The following is an 18,934-nucleotide window of genomic DNA, read 5'->3' as shown; positions in this document are numbered from 1 at the left end:
ACGGCGCATTTTTTGCGCCGTGAAGCATTAATTTACTGAATAATCAGCCACAATCATTACAACTGATTAATAATTACGGTGCGTTTCATACGACTTTCGGGCAGTATGTAACGACGTAACAACAGTTTAGCGTGAAGGCCCGCCAGCGCTGTCATCTGCGGCCCGACAGTCTTATACTGTTTGTTCCAGGTTAACTGACCTGAAGTTTCGCGGTGCGGGTGGCATTGTGACTCACCGGCACCTGAACCCTTATTTTCACGTACCAGTAGTTGTAGCGAATGAATACTGAAGCCACTCACGATCAAAATGCAGCACTCTCCACTGGCGTTCGTCTTCGCAACGCCCGTGAACAACTCGGACTCAGCCAGCAAGCCGTTGCAGAACGCCTGTGCCTGAAGGTGTCCACCGTTCGCGACATTGAAGAAGATAAGGCTCCTGCCGATCTGGCTTCAACGTTTCTGCGCGGCTATATCCGTTCTTACGCCAAACTGGTTCATATCCCTGAAGACGAATTACTGCCGATGATGGAGAAGCAGGCGCCGGTACGTGCAGCAAAAGTGGCGCCGATGCAAAGCTTCTCGCTGGGTAAGCGTCGTAAAAAACGCGATGGCTGGCTGATGAGCTTTACCTGGCTGGTTCTGTTTGTGGTTGTCGGCCTGACGGGCGCATGGTGGTGGCAAAACCACAAAGCGCAGCAGGAAGAGATCACCACCATGGCCGATCAGTCCTCCGCTGAGCTTAATCAATCCAACGGTGCACAAAGCGTGCCGCTGAGTACGGAAGGGGCTTCGACCTCCAGCGAACCGCAGACGGCAGCAGCGAACGCGCCTGCAACCGAAGCTGCTCCAGCGCCAGAGGCGACGGCGAATACCGCGCCAGCCACCCAGGCTCAGGATCAGAATGCGGTGGTATCGCCTTCACAGGCAAATGTTGATACCGCACCTGCGGCAACGGCACAGACGGATAACACCGCGGCGTCGCTGCCAACTGACCCGGCTGGAACGGCGGCCCCTGCCGTTGACCCGAATGCGCTGGTGATGAATTTTACGGCGGATTGCTGGCTGGAAGTGACTGACGCAACAGGTAAAAAGCTGTTCAGCGGCCTGCAACGCAAAGATGGCACGTTAAATCTAACGGGCCAGGCACCTTACAAGCTTAAAATCGGCGCACCGGCAGCGGTACAGATCCAGTATCAAGGAAAACCTGTCGATCTGAGCCGCTTTATCAGAACTAACCAGGTTGCGCGTCTTACCGTTAATGCCGAACAATCAGCAGCACAGTAACAGACGGGCAATGCGGGAGATTTTACATGCATAACCAGGCTCCTATTCAACGTAGAAAATCGAAACGGATTTACGTTGGGAACGTGCCAATCGGCGATGGGGCGCCTATCGCCGTCCAGTCGATGACCAATACGCGCACCACGGACGTGGAAGCGACGGTCAATCAGATCAAAGCGTTAGAGCGCGTAGGCGCGGACATTGTCCGCGTCTCTGTGCCGACCATGGACGCCGCTGAGGCGTTCAAACTGATCAAACAGCAGGTGAGCGTGCCGCTGGTTGCCGATATTCACTTCGATTACCGTATCGCGCTGAAAGTCGCTGAATACGGTGTCGATTGCCTGCGCATTAACCCAGGCAACATCGGCAATGAAGAACGCATTCGCATGGTGGTTGACTGCGCCCGCGACAAAAACATTCCAATCCGTATCGGCGTGAACGCCGGCTCTCTGGAAAAAGATCTCCAGGAAAAGTATGGCGAGCCAACGCCGCAGGCGCTGCTCGAATCCGCCATGCGTCACGTCGATCATCTGGATCGCCTTAACTTCGAACAGTTCAAAGTGAGCGTAAAAGCCTCTGACGTTTTCCTGGCCGTTGAATCGTATCGCCTGCTGGCGAAACAGATCGATCAGCCGCTGCATCTTGGGATCACCGAGGCGGGCGGTCTGCGCAGCGGTTCGGTAAAATCGGCGATTGGCCTTGGCCTGCTGCTCTCTGAAGGCATCGGCGACACGTTACGCGTCTCTCTGGCGGCCGATCCGGTGGAAGAGATCAAAGTCGGTTTCGATATCCTGAAATCACTGCGCATCCGCGCGCGCGGGATCAACTTCATTGCCTGCCCAACCTGTTCACGTCAGGAATTTGACGTGATCGGCACCGTGAACGCCCTGGAGCAGCGCCTGGAAGACATCATCACCCCGATGGACGTGTCCATCATCGGTTGCGTGGTGAACGGTCCGGGTGAAGCGCTGGTGTCCACGCTGGGCGTGACCGGCGGTAACAAGAAAAGTGGTCTCTATGAAGATGGCGTTCGTAAAGATCGTCTGGATAATAGCGACATGATCGACCAGCTCGAAGCCCGCATTCGCGCAAAAGCGACGATGATGGACGAAGCGCAGCGCATCAGCGTTCAGCAGGTTGAAAAATAACGTGATGGGAAGCAGGCTGCTTCCCATGTATGATTGAGCCCATTCTTTGGGTTCTTTTTTGTATATAGAAAGAGAATAAACGTGGCAAAAAACATTCAAGCCATCCGCGGCATGAACGATTATCTGCCTGGCGAAACCGCCATCTGGCAGCGCATTGAAGGCACACTGAAGCAGGTGCTCGGCAGCTACGGTTACAGCGAAATTCGTTTGCCGATTGTAGAGCAGACCCCGTTATTCAAACGCGCGATCGGTGAAGTGACCGACGTGGTTGAAAAAGAGATGTATACCTTTGAGGACCGCAACGGCGACAGCCTGACCCTGCGTCCTGAGGGGACGGCGGGTTGCGTACGCGCCGGCATCGAACATGGTCTCCTGTACAATCAGGAGCAGCGCCTGTGGTATATCGGCCCGATGTTCCGCCACGAACGTCCGCAGAAAGGCCGCTATCGTCAGTTCAACCAGCTTGGCGTGGAAGTGTTTGGCCTGCAAGGCCCAGATATCGACGCTGAACTGATTATGCTGACTGCCCGCTGGTGGCGTGCGCTCGGTATTTCTGAGCACGTTTCACTGGAGCTGAACTCAATCGGTTCTCTGGAAGCGCGTGCGAACTATCGCGATGCGCTGGTGGCATTCCTGGAACAGCATAAAGAGAAGCTGGACGACGATTGTAAGCGTCGTATGTACAGCAACCCGCTGCGCGTGCTGGATTCCAAAAACCCTGACGTTCAGGCGCTGCTGAATGATGCCCCTGCACTGGGTGACTACCTGGACGAAGATTCCCGCGAACACTTTGCCGGCCTGTGCAAGCTGCTTGAAGCGGCGGGCATTGCCTATACCGTTAACCAGCGTCTGGTTCGCGGTCTGGACTACTACAACCGCACCGTATTTGAGTGGGTCACCTCCAGCCTCGGTTCACAGGGCACCGTGTGTGCCGGCGGTCGTTATGACGGTCTGGTTGAGCAACTGGGTGGTCGTGCAGCACCGGCCGTTGGCTTCGCGATGGGCCTTGAGCGACTTGTTTTGCTGGTTCAGGCAGTTAATCCGGAATTTAAAGCCGATCCTGTTGTCGATATATACCTGGTGGCCTCAGGTGCGGATACGCAGTCTGCGGCGATGCAGCTTGCCGAACGCGTGCGCGATGCGCTGCCGGACGTTAAGCTGATGACCAACCACGGCGGCGGCAACTTTAAAAAACAGTTTGCTCGTGCCGATAAGTGGGGCGCAAGTATCGCACTGGTGCTGGGTGAGTCCGAAGTGGCCAACGGCGAAGTGGTAGTAAAAGACCTGCGCTCTGGTGAGCAAACTACGGTAACGCAGGACGGCGTTGCGGCACACTTGCGCACTCTATTAGGCTAAGGAGAAGGACTGCGTGGAAATTTACGAGAACGAACACGACCAGGTGGATGCGGTTAAACGCTTCTTTGCCGAAAACGGCAAGGCATTGGTTGTTGGGGTTATTTTAGGTGTAGGTGCGCTGGTAGGCTGGCGTTACTGGAACAATCATCAGGCTGACTCTGCTCGCGGTTCGTCCCTGAACTACGAAAATACCGTTAGCGCAATCAGTGCCGATCGGCCGCAAACCCTGGCGGCCGCGGAAAAATTTGCCGCTGATAACAAAAACACCTACGGCGCACTGGCTGCGCTGGAAGTGGCTCAGCAGTATGTTGATAAAAACGAACTGGACAAAGCCGCTGCGCAGCTGTCCCAGGGGCTTGCTGCTGCCAGTGACGAAAATCTGAAAGCGGTAATTAATCTGCGCCTGGCACGTATTCAGGTTCAGCAGAAAAAAGCTGACGACGCGCTGAAAACGCTTGATACCATCAAAGGCGAAGGCTTTGCCGCCATCGTTGCCGATCTCCGCGGTGAAGCACTGCTGAGCAAAGGTGACAAGGCGGGCGCGCGCAAAGCGTGGCAAGCTGGCGTGGATAGCAAAGCTTCACCTGCGCTGAGCGAAATGATGCAGATGAAAATAAATAATTTGTCCGTCTGAGAGGGACCCAATGCAATTGCGTAAATTACTTCTGCCAGGACTGCTTTCTGTTACGTTATTAAGCGGTTGTTCACTGTTCAGTGGTGAAGAAGACGTTGTCAAAATGTCCCCGCTGCCGACGGTTGAAAACCAGTTCACGCCATCCACCGCCTGGGATACCTCCGTGGGTGATGGTATTGGCGATTTTTATTCCAACCTGCACCCGGCGTTTGCTGACGGCGTGGTCTATGCAGCCGATCGCAAAGGCACCGTCAAAGCGCTGAACGCGGATGACGGAAAAGAAGTGTGGTCCATTAACCTGGCGGAAAAAGACGGCTGGTTCTCCCGTAAGCCTGCACTGCTTTCTGGCGGCCTGACCGTTGCCGGTGGTCATGTGTACGTGGGCAGCGAAAAAGCGCAGGTTTACGCGCTGAATGCCAGCGACGGTTCTGTTGCATGGCAGACCGCCGTTGCCGGTGAATCCTTGTCTCGTCCGGTCGTGAGCGACGGGCTGGTGCTGATCCATACCAGCAACGGCCAGCTTCAGGCGCTGAACGAAGCCGACGGTCTGGTCAAATGGACCGTTAACCTGGATATGCCAGCGCTGTCTCTGCGCGGTGAATCTGCTCCGGCGACCGCCTTCGGCGCCGCTATTGTGGGCGGTGACAACGGCCGCGTCAGTGCGGTACTGATGCAGCAGGGTCAGATGATCTGGCAGCAGCGTATCTCTCAGGCGACCGGTTCAACTGAAATTGACCGTCTGAGCGACGTGGACACGACCCCAGTTATCGTTGACGGTGTCGTTTACGCGCTGGCGTATAACGGCAACCTGACGGCGCTGGATCTGCGTAGCGGCCAGATCATGTGGAAACGTGAACTGGGCTCCGTGAACGATTTCATCGTCGACGGCAACCGTATTTATATGGTGGATCAGAACGACCGTCTGCTGGCGCTGAGCACCGAAGGTGGCGTGACGCTGTGGACGCAGAGCGATCTGCTGCACCGTCTGCTGACCGCACCGGCACTGTATAACGGCAGCCTGGTGGTGGGCGACAGCGAAGGCTATATGCACTGGATCGATCCAGAGAATGGCCGCTTCGTGGCGCAGCAGAAAGTGGACGGCTCAGGCTTCCTGACCGACCCGGTTGTGGCTGACGGCAAACTGCTGATTCAGGCAAAAGACGGCACGCTGTACGCGATCACGCGTTAATTACACGGCGGTTGTAGTATACTAAACGGCTCCTGTTCACTCAGGAGCCGTTTTGACATTTTTAAAAACGCCGCGAAAGCGACGTTATTTTGAATTTTATGAGGCTTCAAACATGGTACCTGTGGTCGCGCTTGTCGGGCGCCCTAACGTTGGAAAATCCACTCTTTTTAACCGTTTAACACGCACCCGTGATGCGCTGGTTGCGGATTTCCCGGGGCTGACGCGTGACCGTAAGTACGGTCGTGCAGAGGTGGAAGGACGCGAGTTCATCTGTATCGATACCGGGGGTATTGACGGTACGGAAGACGGCGTAGAAACCCGCATGGCAGAGCAGTCTCTGCTGGCTATCGAAGAAGCGGACGTGGTTCTGTTTATGGTGGATGCGCGCGCTGGCCTGATGCCGGCGGATTCTGCTATTGCCAAACATCTGCGTTCACGCGAAAAGCCAACCTTCCTGGTGGCGAACAAAACTGACGGTATCGATGCCGATCAGGCCGTTGCGGATTTCTGGTCTTTAGGCCTGGGCGATATTTATCCTATTGCGGCTTCGCATGGCCGCGGCGTGACCAGCCTGCTGGAAACCGTTCTTCTGCCGTGGGTGGATGAAGTGAACCCGCCGGAAGAGGTGGATGAAGACGCCGAATACTGGGCGCAGTTTGAAACCGGAGAAGAAGGCGAGGAAGAGCCGGAAGACGACTTCAACCCGCAGGATCTGCCTATTAAGCTGGCTATCGTTGGTCGTCCTAACGTAGGTAAGTCTACGCTTACTAACCGTATTCTGGGTGAAGAACGCGTGGTGGTTTACGACATGCCGGGCACAACGCGTGACAGCATTTATATTCCAATGCAGCGCGATGAACGTGAGTATGTCCTTATCGACACCGCTGGCGTGCGTAAGCGCGGGAAAATCACCGATGTGGTGGAAAAATTCTCGGTGATCAAAACCCTTCAGGCGATTGAAGACGCGAACGTAGTGCTGCTGGTGATTGACGCACGTGAAGGTATCTCCGATCAGGATCTCTCTCTGCTCGGCTTTATCCTCAATAGTGGGCGCTCACTGGTTATCGTCGTCAACAAGTGGGACGGCCTGAGCAACGAGGTGCGTGAACAGGTGAAAGAGACCCTGGACTTCCGTCTGGGCTTTATCGACTTTGCCCGCGTACACTTTATCTCTGCCCTGCACGGCAGCGGCGTTGGTAACCTGTTCGAATCCGTGCGTGAAGCCTACGACAGCTCTACCCGCCGCCAGAGCACGGCGATGCTGACCCGTATCATGAATATGGCTGCGGAAGATCACCAGCCGCCGCTGGTGCGCGGTCGTCGCGTGAAGCTGAAATATGCCCACGCCGGTGGCTATAATCCGCCTATTGTGGTGATCCACGGCAACCAGGTGAAAGATCTGCCGGATTCCTACAAACGCTACCTGATGAACTACTTCCGCAAGTCGCTGGACGTAATGGGTACGCCTATCCGTATTCAGTTTAAGGAAGGGGAAAACCCGTTTGCGAATAAACGCAACACCCTGACGCCGAACCAGATGCGTAAGCGTAAGCGTTTGATTAAGCACATTAAGAAAAGCAAATAAGCCTTGCTCTTCCCACTGAAACCCGCGCCTGTCGCGGGTTTTTTTATGCCTGGCGGCAGGCCATTATTAAGTCTCTGTGATGTCAATCACTATTCACTTTTAACCATGTTTATATCTAAGAAAGTAGACAATCGTCGAATTTTCGTCTTAAAGTCCAGGGTTCGGTACTAGACAAAACTAGCGCCTGGTTATCAAATGGTTAACCAACTTTTCGCCGCATGTAAAAAATCGATCGGATACGTAACCGTTCGGCGTACATGCTGGTGTTTACAAGCACGACACATACCTTTTCGGGAGAATTATGCAATCCTCTGTTAATCAAAAAGAGAGCCGAACCTTCTTCGGCCATCCTTATCCGCTCGGTTCGCTGTTCTTCACCGAGATGTGGGAGCGTTTCTCGTTTTACGGTATTCGCCCGCTGCTAATCCTGTTTATGGCCGCCACCGTCTATGACGGCGGGATGGGCCTGGCGCGCGAAAACGCCTCGGCGATTGTCGGTATCTTTGCCGGAACCATGTACCTGGCCGCGCTGCCGGGCGGCTGGCTGGCGGATAACTGGCTCGGCCAGCAGCGTGCCGTCTGGTACGGTTCGATTCTGATTGCGCTTGGTCACCTGTCGATCGCGCTGTCGGCCATCATGGGCGACAACCTGTTCTTCATCGGCCTGATGTTCATCGTGCTCGGCTCCGGCCTGTTTAAGACCTGTATCTCGGTCATGGTCGGTACCCTGTACAAAAAGGGCGACGCGCGTCGTGACGGCGGTTTCTCGCTGTTCTATATGGGCATCAACATGGGCTCGTTCATTGCCCCGCTGATTTCCGGCTGGCTGATCAAAACGCACGGCTGGCACTGGGGCTTTGGTATCGGCGGTATCGGGATGCTGGTGGCGCTGATCATCTTCCGCGTGTTTGCCGTTCCGGCCATGAAGCGCTATGACGCTGAAGTGGGTCTGGACTCTACCTGGAACAGCCCGGTGGTGAAACGTAACGGCGTAGGTGCCTGGCTGCTGGCGCTGGCGGTGGGTGTTGCAATCATCGTTACGTTGATTGCCCAGGGCGTGATTGTGATCAATCCGGTCGCGGTCGCCAGCGTGCTGGTGTATGTGATCGCCGCCTCCGTTGCGCTCTACTTTATCTACCTGTTCATCTTCGCCGGTCTGAACCGCAAAGAGCGCGCCCGGCTGCTGGTGTGCTTTATTCTGCTGGTCTCCGCCGCGTTCTTCTGGTCCGCTTTCGAGCAGAAGCCAACCTCCTTCAACCTGTTCGCCAACGACTACACTAACCGCATGATCGGTGATTTTGAAATCCCGGCGGTATGGTTCCAGTCGATTAATGCCCTGTTCATCATTCTGCTGGCCCCGGTATTTAGCTGGGCATGGCCGAAGCTGGCGAGCAATAATATTCGCCCGAGCAGCATCACCAAGTTCGTCATTGGTATTTTGTGTGCGGCAGGGGGCTTCGGGCTGATGATGCTGGCGGCACAGAACGTGCTGAGCAACGGTGGGGCAGGCGTATCGCCGTTCTGGCTGGTGGGCAGTATCCTGATGCTGACGCTCGGGGAACTGTGCCTGAGTCCAATCGGCCTGGCAACCATGACCCTGCTGGCACCGGAAAGAATGCGCGGCCAGATGATGGGCCTGTGGTTCTGCGCCAGTGCGCTGGGTAACCTGGCGGCGGGCCTCATTGGTGGGCACGTGAAGGCCGACCAGCTGGACATGCTGCCGGACCTCTTTGCCCGTTGCTCCATCGCGCTGCTGATTTGTGCTGCGGTGCTGATCGTCCTCATTGTTCCGGTACGTCGCATGCTGGAAAATGCGCAGACTAAACCGGCTACTGAAGCCTGATAATTCTCAGACTGCCGGGGCGGTTATCCTGCCCCGGCCCAACTTAACGGGAGAGAGCATGTCCATTACCTGTCCTGACTGCCACGCAGAGCTCGAGCCGCAAAACGGTGTCGCGCACTGCGACAGCTGCAATAAAGATATTCCCCTCGAAGCGCGCTGCCCTGACTGTCACCAGCCGCTTCAGGTACTCAAAGCCTGCGGCGCGGTGGATTACTTCTGTCAGAACGGCCACGGGCTGATCTCAAAAAAACGCGTCGAGTTCGTCAGGGCCGAAGCTTAATCGCACACGCAGCCTTCGCCTTTTTGCCACAGCTCAATCAGCGATTCCGGCGCTTCCTGCTCCGGAACCAGCACGATAATATCGGTATACTGCGCCTGATTGTGCCGGGTCCAAATGATCTGAATGCGAAAATAGCGCTGATCGCCGCTGCCCGGAGACGACGCCTGGCCCGGCGGCTGCCCGCGCGGGATAGCCTGTTCCAGAATATTCACCACGCGCTGACGCTGCGCCTCGTTGAGGGTGGAGAGGGCGATAGTGCGCTGACCGCTCAGCTTAGGAATAAAGGCGACGCCGCCTTCCCGGGCCAGCTCAACCACGGCGTCATCCGTCAGTTCCGGTACCTGCATTACAGTACTCCCACCTGTTCCCAGGCTTGTTTAATTGCCGCCCCAACGTCACTACCGGAGCGCTTCTCGCCGTGGGCGATCGTCAGTTTTGCGAAAGCGTCAAAATCGGCATCCTGCGCCAGATTGCGATCGCACATCGTGTCGTACCAGGCATAACCAGCTTTTTCCCAGGCGTAACCGCCGATTGCCGTCGCGGCCAGGTAAAACGCCCGGTTGGGGATGCCGGAGTTGAGATGTACGCCGCCGTTATCCTCGCGGGTCTTAATGAAATCTTTCATATGCCCGGGCTGCGGATCTTTGCCGAGCAGGGGATCGTTATAGGCGGTGCCCGGTTCAGACATAGAGCGCAGCCCTTTGCCGTTAATGCCTTCCGCCAGCAGTCCTTCGCCAATCAGCCAGTCTGCCCGATCGGCAGTCTGCTTAAGATGGTATTGCTTCACCAGCGAACCAAACACGTCGGATAACGACTCGTTCAGCGCGCCTGACTGTTCAAAGTAGATCAGTCCGGCCTCGGTCTCCGTCACGCCGTGGCTCAGCTCATGTGCCACCACGTCGATGGCAATGGTGAAGCGGTTGAAGATTTCCCCGTCGCCATCGCCAAAGACCATCTGCTGACCGTTCCAGAAGGCGTTTTGATACTCCCGGCCATAGTGCACGGTGCCGGTGAGGATCAGCCCTTTGTTATCAAGCGAATCGCGCTGATATTCCTTCCAGAAGAAATCATGGGTGATGCCCAGATAATCGTACGCTTCATCCACCGCCACATCGCCGTTAGACGGCTGGCCTTCATAGCGCACCTGGGTACCCGGCAATTCCTGGGTCTGTTTTGCATCGTAGATGTCACGCTCAAGCTGACCGGCTTTATTGACGTGCGGTGCGGCGGGCTTACCCGGCATATGCGCCATCAGGGTTTGCACGTGGGTTAACGTCTGACGGGCGCAGCGCTGCTGGGGCTCTGACCCGCTTTCGATGATACGACGAAGAATATACGGAGGGATGACGCTATGTAGATGGGGCATGCTGCTCTCCTTATTAAAAAAGGCAATAGCAGCAGTATAGTTTGTAACCGGCGAAGATTTATCCGCTTTTACGCTGACGCGTTTTTTTCACCGGTTTGATCTCTTTGACTTCACTCTCAACCCAGCCGTCTGAAAGACGGGTGGTGAGCACATCCCCGGCTTTTACCTGTTTCGTTTGTTTCAGCACTTTGCCGTCCGTCGCGGTGGTCACGCTGTAGCCGCGCGCCAGCGTGGAGAGCGGGCTGACGGCTTCCAGATGGGTGACCGCATTGCCAAAACGCTCGCGGGTGGTGCTCAGGCGTGAACGAATATTTTCCGCAAGGCGATACTCGATCTGCTGGATCCGCGTTTGCGCACGGTAGATGGTCGGCTGCGGGTTTTGCTGATTCAGACGCTGCGTGACGCGCTGCTGGCGGGATACCGCGCGCTTAAGCTGGGTATCTATCGCGAAGTTCATGCGCTGACGCAGACGCTCCAGCACGGTTTGCTGGCGCGCCAGACGTAACTGCGGATGCTGCTGTTGCAGACGATGGTGAAGCTGGGTAAAGCGGCGGGTGCGGTTAGCGAGGAAATAGTCCATCGCCATCTCCAGGCGCTGCTGCGCGTTCTGGATCTGACGCAGTAGCTCCTGCTGGTTACGGCTGACCACCTCTGCCGCCGCAGACGGCGTGGGCGCGCGTAAATCCGCGACAAAATCCGCAATCGTCACGTCCGTTTCGTGACCGACGGCGCTCACGACAGGAATAAGACTGGCAAAGATCGCCCGCGCCACGCGCTCATCGTTAAAGCTCCACAGGTCTTCCAGCGAGCCGCCGCCGCGCCCGACGATAAGGACATCACACTCCTGACGCGTATTCGCCAGCTCAATGGCGCGTACGATCTGCCCCGGCGCATCGTCACCCTGAACGGCAGTCGGGTAGATAATGACGGGCAGGGAAGGGTCACGACGCTTCAGCACGTGCAAAATATCGTGCAGGGCCGCACCGGTTTTCGAGGTGATAACCCCCACGCAGTGGGCAGGAGAGGGCAGGGGCTTTTTAAACTGCTGGTCAAACAACCCCTCAGCCGAAAGCATGGCTTTAAGCTGCTCGTACTTCTGTTGCAGCAAGCCTTCACCGGCGGGCTGCATGCTCTCGACGATAATCTGATAATCACCGCGCGGCTCATACAGGGTAATATTGGCGCGCACCAGAACCTGCTGGCCGTGCTGGGGACGGAACGTCACGCGACGGTTGCTGTTGCGGAACATGGCACAGCGCACCTGGGCGGTGTCGTCTTTCAGCGTAAAGTACCAGTGGCCGGAAGCGGGCTGCGTGAAGTTAGAGATTTCACCGCTGATCCAGACCTGCCCCATTTCCTGCTCAAGCAGCAAACGCACCGTCTGATTAAGGCGGCTGACAGTATAAATTGAGGGGGATTGAGAGGATAACATGTGAGCGGGATCAAATTCTAAATCAGCAAGTTATTCAGTCGATAGTAACCTGCTGAGAGGGGAGCGCAAGCATTTTTTTCAAAAAAATGTAGATGCAATCGGTTACGCTCTGTATAATGCCACGGCAATATTTAACCACCCAGGTCAGAGATATTGCCCATGCTACGTATCGCTAAAGAAGCACTGACGTTTGACGACGTCCTCCTCGTTCCCGCTCATTCCACCGTTCTGCCGAATACTGCCGACCTCAGCACGCAGTTGACGAAAACCATTCGTCTGAACATTCCTATGCTCTCCGCAGCAATGGACACCGTGACGGAAGCGCGTCTGGCTATCGCCCTGGCACAGGAAGGCGGCATTGGCTTTATCCACAAAAACATGTCTATCGAGCGTCAGGCGGAAGAAGTTCGCCGCGTGAAGAAACATGAATCCGGTATCGTGTCCGACCCTCAGACCGTTCTGCCAACCACCACCCTGCACGAAGTGAAAGCGCTGACCGAGCGTAACGGCTTCGCGGGCTACCCGGTTGTGACCGAAGATAACGAGCTGGTGGGGATCATCACCGGTCGTGACGTGCGTTTTGTCACTGACCTGAACCAGCCTGTCAGCGTATACATGACGCCTAAAGAGCGTCTGGTGACCGTGCGTGAAGGCGAAACCCGCGACGTCGTGCTGGCGAAAATGCACGAAAAACGCGTTGAGAAAGCGCTGGTTGTGGATGCGAGCTTCCATCTGCGCGGCATGATCACCGTGAAAGATTTCCAGAAAGCTGAACGTAAACCGAACGCCTGTAAAGACGAGCATGGCCGTCTGCGCGTCGGTGCTGCGGTTGGCGCGGGTGCAGGTAACGAAGAGCGCGTTGACGCGCTGGTTGCTGCGGGCGTTGACGTGCTGCTGATTGACTCCTCCCACGGCCACTCCGAAGGCGTTCTGCAACGTATCCGTGAAACCCGTGCTAAATACCCGGATCTCCAGATCATCGGCGGTAACGTGGCAACGGGCGCAGGCGCTCGCGCACTGGCGGAAGCGGGTTGCAGCGCGGTGAAAGTGGGTATCGGCCCTGGCTCTATCTGTACCACCCGTATCGTTACCGGCGTGGGCGTTCCGCAGATCACCGCGGTTTCTGACGCGGTTGAAGCGCTGGAAGGGACCGGTATTCCGGTTATCGCTGACGGCGGTATCCGCTTCTCTGGCGACATCGCCAAAGCGATCGCCGCAGGTGCAGCCGCCGTGATGGTGGGCTCTATGCTGGCCGGTACCGAAGAATCCCCGGGCGAAATCGAACTCTACCAGGGCCGTTCTTATAAATCCTATCGCGGTATGGGCTCCCTCGGTGCGATGTCCAAAGGTTCCTCCGACCGTTACTTCCAGACCGATAACGCCGCAGACAAACTGGTGCCGGAAGGTATCGAAGGCCGTGTGGCCTATAAAGGCCGCCTGAAAGAGATCATTCACCAGCAGATGGGCGGCCTGCGCTCCTGTATGGGTCTGACCGGCTGTGGTACCATCGACCTGCTGCGTACCAAAGCGGAATTCGTACGCATCAGCGGTGCGGGTATCCAGGAGAGCCACGTTCACGACGTGACGATCACCAAAGAGTCCCCGAACTACCGTCTGGGCTCCTGATAAATTTCCGCGCCCGGCTCAATGCCGGGCGCTTTGTTTTGTTTCACTTGCCTCGGAATTAGCGTCAATGACGGAAAACATTCATAAACATCGCATTCTCATCCTGGACTTCGGTTCTCAGTACACTCAGCTGGTGGCGCGCCGCGTGCGTGAGCTGGGCGTTTACTGTGAGCTGTGGGCGTGGGATGTCACGGAAGCACAGATTCGCGAGTTCAATCCAAGCGGCATCATCCTCTCCGGCGGTCCGGAAAGCACCACCGAAGAGAACAGCCCGCGCGCGCCACAATACGTGTTCGAAGCGGGCGTACCGGTGTTCGGCGTTTGCTACGGCATGCAGACCATGGCGATGCAGCTGGGCGGCCACGTAGAAGGCTCTAACGAGCGTGAGTTTGGCTACGCGCAGGTTGAAGTCGTCACCGACAGCGCGCTGGTGCGCGGTATCGAAGACTCCCTGACCGCAGACGGCAAGCCGCTGCTGGACGTGTGGATGAGCCACGGCGACAAAGTCACCGCCATCCCGTCCGACTTCGTGACCGTTGCCAGCACCGAAAGCTGCCCGTTCGCCATCATGGCGAACGAAGAAAAACGCTTCTACGGCGTGCAGTTCCACCCGGAAGTGACCCACACCCGTCAGGGTATGCGCATGCTGGAGCGCTTCGTGCGTGACATCTGCCAGTGTGAAGCCCTGTGGACCCCGGCAAAAATCATCGACGACGCCGTGGAGCGTATCCGCCAGCAGGTTGGCGATGACAAAGTGATCCTCGGCCTCTCCGGCGGCGTGGACTCCTCCGTCACCGCGATGCTGCTGCACCGCGCGATCGGTAAAAACCTGACCTGCGTCTTCGTGGACAACGGCCTGCTGCGCCTGAACGAAGCCCAGCAGGTAATGGACATGTTTGGCGACCACTTCGGTCTGAACATCGTTCACGTGGAAGGCGAACAGCGCTTCCTCGACGCGCTGGCCGGCGAGAACGATCCGGAAGCGAAACGTAAAATCATTGGCCGCGTGTTCGTGGAAGTGTTCGACGAAGAAGCGCTGAAGCTGGAAGACGTGAAGTGGCTGGCGCAGGGCACTATCTACCCTGACGTGATCGAGTCTGCGGCCTCCGCAACCGGTAAAGCGCACGTGATCAAATCTCACCACAACGTGGGCGGCCTGCCGAAAGAGATGAAGATGGGCCTGGTTGAACCGCTGCGCGAGCTGTTCAAAGATGAAGTGCGTAAGATCGGCCTGGAGCTGGGTCTGCCGTACGACATGCTCTACCGTCACCCGTTCCCGGGCCCGGGCCTCGGCGTGCGCGTGCTGGGCGAAGTGAAGAAAGAGTACTGCGACCTGCTGCGCCGTGCGGACGCAATCTTCATCGAAGAGCTGCACAAGGCAGACCTGTACAACAAGGTCAGCCAGGCGTTCACCGTATTCCTGCCGGTTCGCTCCGTCGGCGTGATGGGCGATGGCCGTAAGTACGACTGGGTTGTCTCCCTGCGTGCGGTGGAAACCATCGACTTCATGACCGCGCACTGGGCGCATCTGCCGTATGACTTCTTAGGCCGCGTGTCTAACCGCATCATCAACGAAGTTAACGGCATTTCCCGCGTGGTGTATGACATCAGCGGTAAGCCACCGGCGACGATCGAGTGGGAATGATGTATAGCTAGTTCATAGCACATCATAACTATTCAATATCATCTCTAACCCTCTGTAATTGCAGAGGGTTTTTGTTTATAGCTACTCATATCTATTCACTCTACACCACATTTTTCGACGGTACAGGTGACGGTATCAATTTGTAGGAAACTAGCGCGAAATTAATTTTTAGAAAAACACTGTTGGAGGCAGGTCAGCTGCAAGCTGTGTTGAAACGCTACGGAATATGATAGTTAGCCGATGCTGAAATATTCGAGGTATATACCTACAGCTACATTAAACACGTCGTCCCGGCCGACTGAATCCATGACAGGAAGCAGACGGTAATCGAACGGGATTTTTGCCCACGCTCGGCGAAATAATGAAGATTGAGTTAACTAAGAGTGTAGTGGGCGACCTTTAGAACGTATTGTCGAGCATGGCGGTTCAGTCACCGAGATTCAGGCTATTTGAATGATTTGCGGGGGGGTAAAGACAATACTGTGAAAGGCGGCTCATTCGGCCATTATGACGATTTGCTATTCCATGACCTTACACGCTATGGTTCGAGTATCGCAGCCATATGCGGCGGCCCGGTGTTGAGTTTCGCAATGCATTTAACCAAACTGCTAAACACCCAACTTCAGAAACGCTTTAGGATAAAAAACTTTCTTCGGAACTGATACACTGAAAGCCGGGCGTATGATCACTCCATTCGCCAACCTCTGGAATGCTAAAGTAAGCACCTTTCAATTGATTCAGCTTTAGCTTCATGAGAAACCTATCCTTGGCTGCAACGACAGGGGACTGGACCGCGCGTAGCGGTAATTCATTACAACAAGCTGGTGGAAGCCAAGCGAAACACAGCCAGCTGAGCGCCAGAATTAGGGAAAGCAGTAGGAAATTTATATGAAAAAAATATTTCTGGTTTTGGCAGTTGTTATTTTGGCTGGATGCCAGACGGCTGCACAATTTGAAAGGAATATGCTGACCTGGAGAGGACAGCCAATAAATTCACTGATTCAACAATGGGGTTACCCAAACGGTGAGTTGACATCACCCGATGGGAATAAGGTCTATGTTTATGATAACTCAGGATCTGTATACATACCGCAAACAACAACCTATAACACAAATGCCAATCTTATTGGCAATAGTTTATATTCAACAACCAATGCTTATTCAACGGGGGGGTATTCAGTTGATATGCGTTGCACAATTTATGTTGAGTTTGGTGATGATAAGGTTATTAAAAACGTATCCTGGAGAGGTAACAACTGCGTAGCGTGACATGTTAAGAAGGCCGCCATAGCGGCCTTTTTCATATCAGATCTTGAATGCGTTTTGCTTATTTACTGCGTGTAGACTCAAATGTCGTACAGGCATTTACTGACACCGACACTGTAGCACGCTATGGTTTGTATTCCGGTGCCGCTCGGGAAACGTCTTGCTGTACCCCTGCACGCGATTGAGCTGTTTGTAAGCGGATAACGTTAACCAGATCTTAAACGCCTTTAAATGAATGGGCTTGTTTACGGTTGCCTTGCCTCAAAGCAATTCATTAATTATTTTAATAATTGCATTGGAATAAGGTAGCTACACAGTAACCTTTTCTGCAATGTCATATATAGGTAAAGCTGAATAAAACTTCCTGTTTACAGAGAGTTTTTAATGTGTAACCGATATCCGACCGTAACGTCAGCTACTGACTCACCTGCCGCGATCCACGGCAGCCGATACTGCGCCGCCATGCGCCTGGCGCCTGACCGTACTGGCGCTTAAAACTGCGGTTGAAGGACTGCTGCGAGTCAAAGCCCAGCGCGATCGCCACGTTCAGAATCGGTTCATCACTTTGAGCCAGGCGTTCAACCGATTTTTGCAGCTTTTGTGCGCGAATATATTCGGCGAGAGGGGAGCCGGTATGTTCTTTGAAGATCCGCTGGAGATGCCATTTCGAATACCCGGCTCGCCTGGAGACGGTTTCAATGTCCAGACGGCTATCAAGGTTGTTGTCGATCCAGTCGAGTAAATCGTGAATGAATGCACCCGTGTTCATCTTGCTTCCCCCTACGCCACGCACCAAAAAGCATCTTTGTTTGTTGCATTTAAAGGTGGCCCGTTTTTGCATTAATTGCAAGTATTATTGTTACATTTAAATCCCTTCTAAAAACAGGTTATTTACCTTCACCGCAAATAGCACATAAAGTGCAACAATTATTCTTGCACTTAATTAAGCGCCTTCCTACAATCGCCGCGATAGTGTATTCGCAACTGTTACAGTTTTGTGGCGATGAACGACACAAATGGCCTTCAGCCAGCCCGGACAAAGGAAGTGGCGCGGCGCCTCCCGCTGCGTCTTGCCCGGCGGCTACAATAACCGGAATAAAAATAATGAGCCTGCAAAAAACCTGGGGTAACTTTCATCTGAGCGCGATGGGGGTGATATTATTCTCCGCGCTGCTGGTCGGGTGCGATGACAGCGTCGCACAAAATGCTGCGCCGCAGGCGCCCGCCGTCAGCGCCGCTGACGTGGTTGTAAAATCCATTAGCCAGTGGGACAGCTTTAACGGTCGCATTGAGGCGGTGGAAAGCGTCCAGCTGCGCCCGCGCGTCTCCGGCTACATTGATAAAGTGAATTACACCGACGGCCAGGAGGTGAAAAAGGGCGAGGTGCTATTCACGATTGACGACCGAACCTATCGCGCCGCGCTGGAACAGGCGCAGGCGGCGCTGGCGAGAGCCAAAACGCAGGCCAGCCTGGCGCGAAGCGAGGCTAACCGGACCGATAAACTGGTCAACACTAACGTGGTTTCCCGTGAAGAGTGGGAGCAGCGTCGTTCGGCCGCCACTCAGGCGCAGGCCGACATTCGTGCAGCGCAGGCGGCGGTTGATGCCGCGCAGCTTAACCTGGACTTCACCAAAGTGACCGCGCCCATCGATGGCCGCGCCAGCCGTGCACTGATCACCAGCGGTAATCTGGTCACCGCCGGCGACAGCGCCAGCGTGCTCACTACCCTGGTCTCGCAGAAGACGGTTTACGTCTACTTCGACGTGGACGAGTCAACCTACCTTCACTATCAAAACCTTGCCCGCAGCGGGCAGGGGGCGTCCAGTCATCATACGGCGCTGCCGGTGGAGATCGGCCTGACCGGTGAGGAGGGTTATCCCCACCAGGGCAAAGTGGATTTTCTTGATAATCAGCTCACGCCGAGTACCGGAACGATCCGCATGCGCGCCCTGTTAGATAACGCGCAGCGTCAGTTCACGCCGGGTCTTTTTGCCCGCGTGCGCCTGCCGGGCAGCGCGGAATTTAAAGCCACGCTTGTTGACGATAAAGCGGTGCTGACCGATCAGGATCGTAAATATGTTTATGTCGTTGATAAAGAGGGAAAAGCGCAGCGTCGCGATATCACGCCCGGGCGTCTGGCCGACGGTTTACGCATCGTACAGCAGGGGCTGAATCCTGGGGATAAAGTCATCGTCGATGGTTTACAAAAAGTGTTTATGCCGGGTATGCCGGTTAACGCGAAAACCGTTTCTATGACCGCCAGCACCGCACTCAACTGATCCC

General features: G+C 55.4%; 16 protein-coding genes. 12 read left to right on the top strand and 4 right to left on the bottom strand.

Features of this window, described 5'->3' with window-relative positions; translation table 11 throughout:
* Positions 1-278: 278 nt before the first annotated feature.
* The 8 genes from rodZ to INF58_RS16015 all read left to right on the top strand — a co-directional run bounded on the left by rodZ (position 279) and on the right by INF58_RS16015 (position 9,315).
* On the top strand, positions 279-1,283 hold the full coding sequence (gene rodZ, locus INF58_RS16050) for a cytoskeleton protein RodZ (protein ID WP_063868017.1): 1,005 nt from the start codon (positions 279-281) through the stop codon (positions 1,281-1,283).
* Between the two features lie 26 nt (positions 1,284-1,309).
* A complete protein-coding gene (gene ispG, locus INF58_RS16045; RefSeq protein WP_193528079.1) occupies positions 1,310-2,428 on the top strand; it encodes a flavodoxin-dependent (E)-4-hydroxy-3-methylbut-2-enyl-diphosphate synthase in 1,119 nt (372 codons plus the stop codon).
* 81 nt (positions 2,429-2,509) lie between these two features.
* Complete coding sequence (gene hisS, locus INF58_RS16040) at positions 2,510-3,784, top strand: histidine--tRNA ligase (protein ID WP_107533511.1); 1,275 nt, start codon at positions 2,510-2,512, stop codon at positions 3,782-3,784.
* A gap of 13 nt (positions 3,785-3,797) precedes the next feature.
* Entirely contained in the window at positions 3,798-4,418 is a 621-nt protein-coding gene (locus INF58_RS16035) for a YfgM family protein (RefSeq protein ID WP_063450510.1), read from the top strand.
* 10 nt (positions 4,419-4,428) lie between these two features.
* A complete protein-coding gene (bamB, locus tag INF58_RS16030) occupies positions 4,429-5,607 on the top strand; it encodes an outer membrane protein assembly factor BamB (protein WP_063450509.1) in 1,179 nt (392 codons plus the stop codon).
* Between the two features lie 112 nt (positions 5,608-5,719).
* The gene (gene der / locus INF58_RS16025; RefSeq protein WP_193033515.1) at positions 5,720-7,192 is read left to right on the top strand and encodes a ribosome biogenesis GTPase Der; all 1,473 of its coding nucleotides are present in this window, start codon (positions 5,720-5,722) and stop codon (positions 7,190-7,192) included.
* A gap of 301 nt (positions 7,193-7,493) precedes the next feature.
* Positions 7,494-9,035, top strand: a complete 1,542-nt coding sequence (locus INF58_RS16020; RefSeq protein ID WP_107533509.1) for a peptide MFS transporter — start codon at positions 7,494-7,496, stop codon at positions 9,033-9,035.
* A gap of 58 nt (positions 9,036-9,093) precedes the next feature.
* The gene (locus tag INF58_RS16015) at positions 9,094-9,315 is read left to right on the top strand and encodes a zinc ribbon domain-containing protein (protein WP_063450507.1); all 222 of its coding nucleotides are present in this window, start codon (positions 9,094-9,096) and stop codon (positions 9,313-9,315) included.
* Here INF58_RS16015 and INF58_RS16010 read toward each other — a convergent pair.
* From INF58_RS16010 to xseA, 3 genes are read right to left on the bottom strand one after another with little or no spacing between them, the layout of a single operon-like run.
* Entirely contained in the window at positions 9,312-9,662 is a 351-nt protein-coding gene (locus tag INF58_RS16010; RefSeq protein ID WP_003860606.1) for a protealysin inhibitor emfourin, read from the bottom strand. The two genes, INF58_RS16015 and INF58_RS16010, sit on opposite strands and share 4 nt — an antisense overlap.
* The gene (locus INF58_RS16005) at positions 9,662-10,681 is read right to left on the bottom strand and encodes a M4 family metallopeptidase (RefSeq protein WP_193528078.1); all 1,020 of its coding nucleotides are present in this window, start codon (positions 10,679-10,681) and stop codon (positions 9,662-9,664) included. The genes INF58_RS16010 and INF58_RS16005 overlap by 1 nt, the downstream gene beginning before the upstream one ends.
* Positions 10,682-10,739: 58 nt before the next feature.
* Positions 10,740-12,113: an exodeoxyribonuclease VII large subunit gene (xseA, locus tag INF58_RS16000; RefSeq protein ID WP_193528077.1), complete on the bottom strand. Its 1,374-nt coding sequence runs from the start codon at positions 12,111-12,113 to the stop codon at positions 10,740-10,742.
* Between the two features lie 159 nt (positions 12,114-12,272).
* Between xseA and guaB the strand changes: the two genes are divergently transcribed.
* The 3 genes from guaB to INF58_RS15985 all read left to right on the top strand — a co-directional run bounded on the left by guaB (position 12,273) and on the right by INF58_RS15985 (position 16,653).
* A complete protein-coding gene (guaB, locus tag INF58_RS15995) occupies positions 12,273-13,739 on the top strand; it encodes an IMP dehydrogenase (RefSeq protein WP_039270203.1) in 1,467 nt (488 codons plus the stop codon).
* Between the two features lie 67 nt (positions 13,740-13,806).
* Positions 13,807-15,384: a glutamine-hydrolyzing GMP synthase gene (gene guaA, locus INF58_RS15990; RefSeq protein WP_063450503.1), complete on the top strand. Its 1,578-nt coding sequence runs from the start codon at positions 13,807-13,809 to the stop codon at positions 15,382-15,384.
* Positions 15,385-16,272: 888 nt separating this feature from the next.
* Entirely contained in the window at positions 16,273-16,653 is a 381-nt protein-coding gene (locus INF58_RS15985; protein ID WP_193528076.1) for a membrane lipoprotein lipid attachment site-containing protein, read from the top strand.
* A 412-nt stretch (positions 16,654-17,065) separates the two neighbouring features.
* On the opposite strand, the gene INF58_RS15980 is transcribed toward INF58_RS15985, so the two are convergent.
* On the bottom strand, positions 17,066-17,419 hold the full coding sequence (locus INF58_RS15980) for a helix-turn-helix domain-containing protein (protein WP_112791747.1): 354 nt from the start codon (positions 17,417-17,419) through the stop codon (positions 17,066-17,068).
* Positions 17,420-17,754: 335 nt separating this feature from the next.
* On the opposite strand from INF58_RS15980, the gene INF58_RS15975 reads away from it, so the two are divergent.
* Positions 17,755-18,930: an efflux RND transporter periplasmic adaptor subunit gene (locus INF58_RS15975; RefSeq protein ID WP_193528075.1), complete on the top strand. Its 1,176-nt coding sequence runs from the start codon at positions 17,755-17,757 to the stop codon at positions 18,928-18,930.
* Positions 18,931-18,934 lie beyond the last annotated feature (4 nt).

The organism is Enterobacter cloacae complex sp. P24RS (assembly GCF_014982165.1).
Classification (GTDB): Bacteria; Pseudomonadota; Gammaproteobacteria; order Enterobacterales; family Enterobacteriaceae; genus Enterobacter; species Enterobacter quasihormaechei.
This window is presented reverse-complemented; position numbering and strand designations above follow the sequence as displayed.

Bases quoted from the DNA above. Each gene is read 5' to 3' on its own strand.
- INF58_RS16005 (WP_193528078.1), bottom strand. From the start codon at position 10,681: ATGCCCCATCTACATAGCGTCATCCCTCCGTATATTCTTCGTCGTATC.
- guaB (WP_039270203.1), top strand. From the start codon at position 12,273: ATGCTACGTATCGCTAAAGAAGCACTGACGTTTGACGACGTCCTCCTC.
- der (WP_193033515.1), top strand. From the start codon at position 5,720: ATGGTACCTGTGGTCGCGCTTGTCGGGCGCCCTAACGTTGGAAAATCC.
- INF58_RS15975 (WP_193528075.1), top strand. From the start codon at position 17,755: ATGAGCCTGCAAAAAACCTGGGGTAACTTTCATCTGAGCGCGATGGGG.
- INF58_RS15980 (WP_112791747.1), bottom strand. From the start codon at position 17,419: ATGAACACGGGTGCATTCATTCACGATTTACTCGACTGGATCGACAAC.
- ispG (WP_193528079.1), top strand. From the start codon at position 1,310: ATGCATAACCAGGCTCCTATTCAACGTAGAAAATCGAAACGGATTTAC.
- xseA (WP_193528077.1), bottom strand. From the start codon at position 12,113: ATGTTATCCTCTCAATCCCCCTCAATTTATACTGTCAGCCGCCTTAAT.
- INF58_RS16015 (WP_063450507.1), top strand. From the start codon at position 9,094: ATGTCCATTACCTGTCCTGACTGCCACGCAGAGCTCGAGCCGCAAAAC.
- rodZ (WP_063868017.1), top strand. From the start codon at position 279: ATGAATACTGAAGCCACTCACGATCAAAATGCAGCACTCTCCACTGGC.
- INF58_RS16010 (WP_003860606.1), bottom strand. From the start codon at position 9,662: ATGCAGGTACCGGAACTGACGGATGACGCCGTGGTTGAGCTGGCCCGG.
- INF58_RS16020 (WP_107533509.1), top strand. From the start codon at position 7,494: ATGCAATCCTCTGTTAATCAAAAAGAGAGCCGAACCTTCTTCGGCCAT.
- INF58_RS15985 (WP_193528076.1), top strand. From the start codon at position 16,273: ATGAAAAAAATATTTCTGGTTTTGGCAGTTGTTATTTTGGCTGGATGC.
- bamB (WP_063450509.1), top strand. From the start codon at position 4,429: ATGCAATTGCGTAAATTACTTCTGCCAGGACTGCTTTCTGTTACGTTA.
- guaA (WP_063450503.1), top strand. From the start codon at position 13,807: ATGACGGAAAACATTCATAAACATCGCATTCTCATCCTGGACTTCGGT.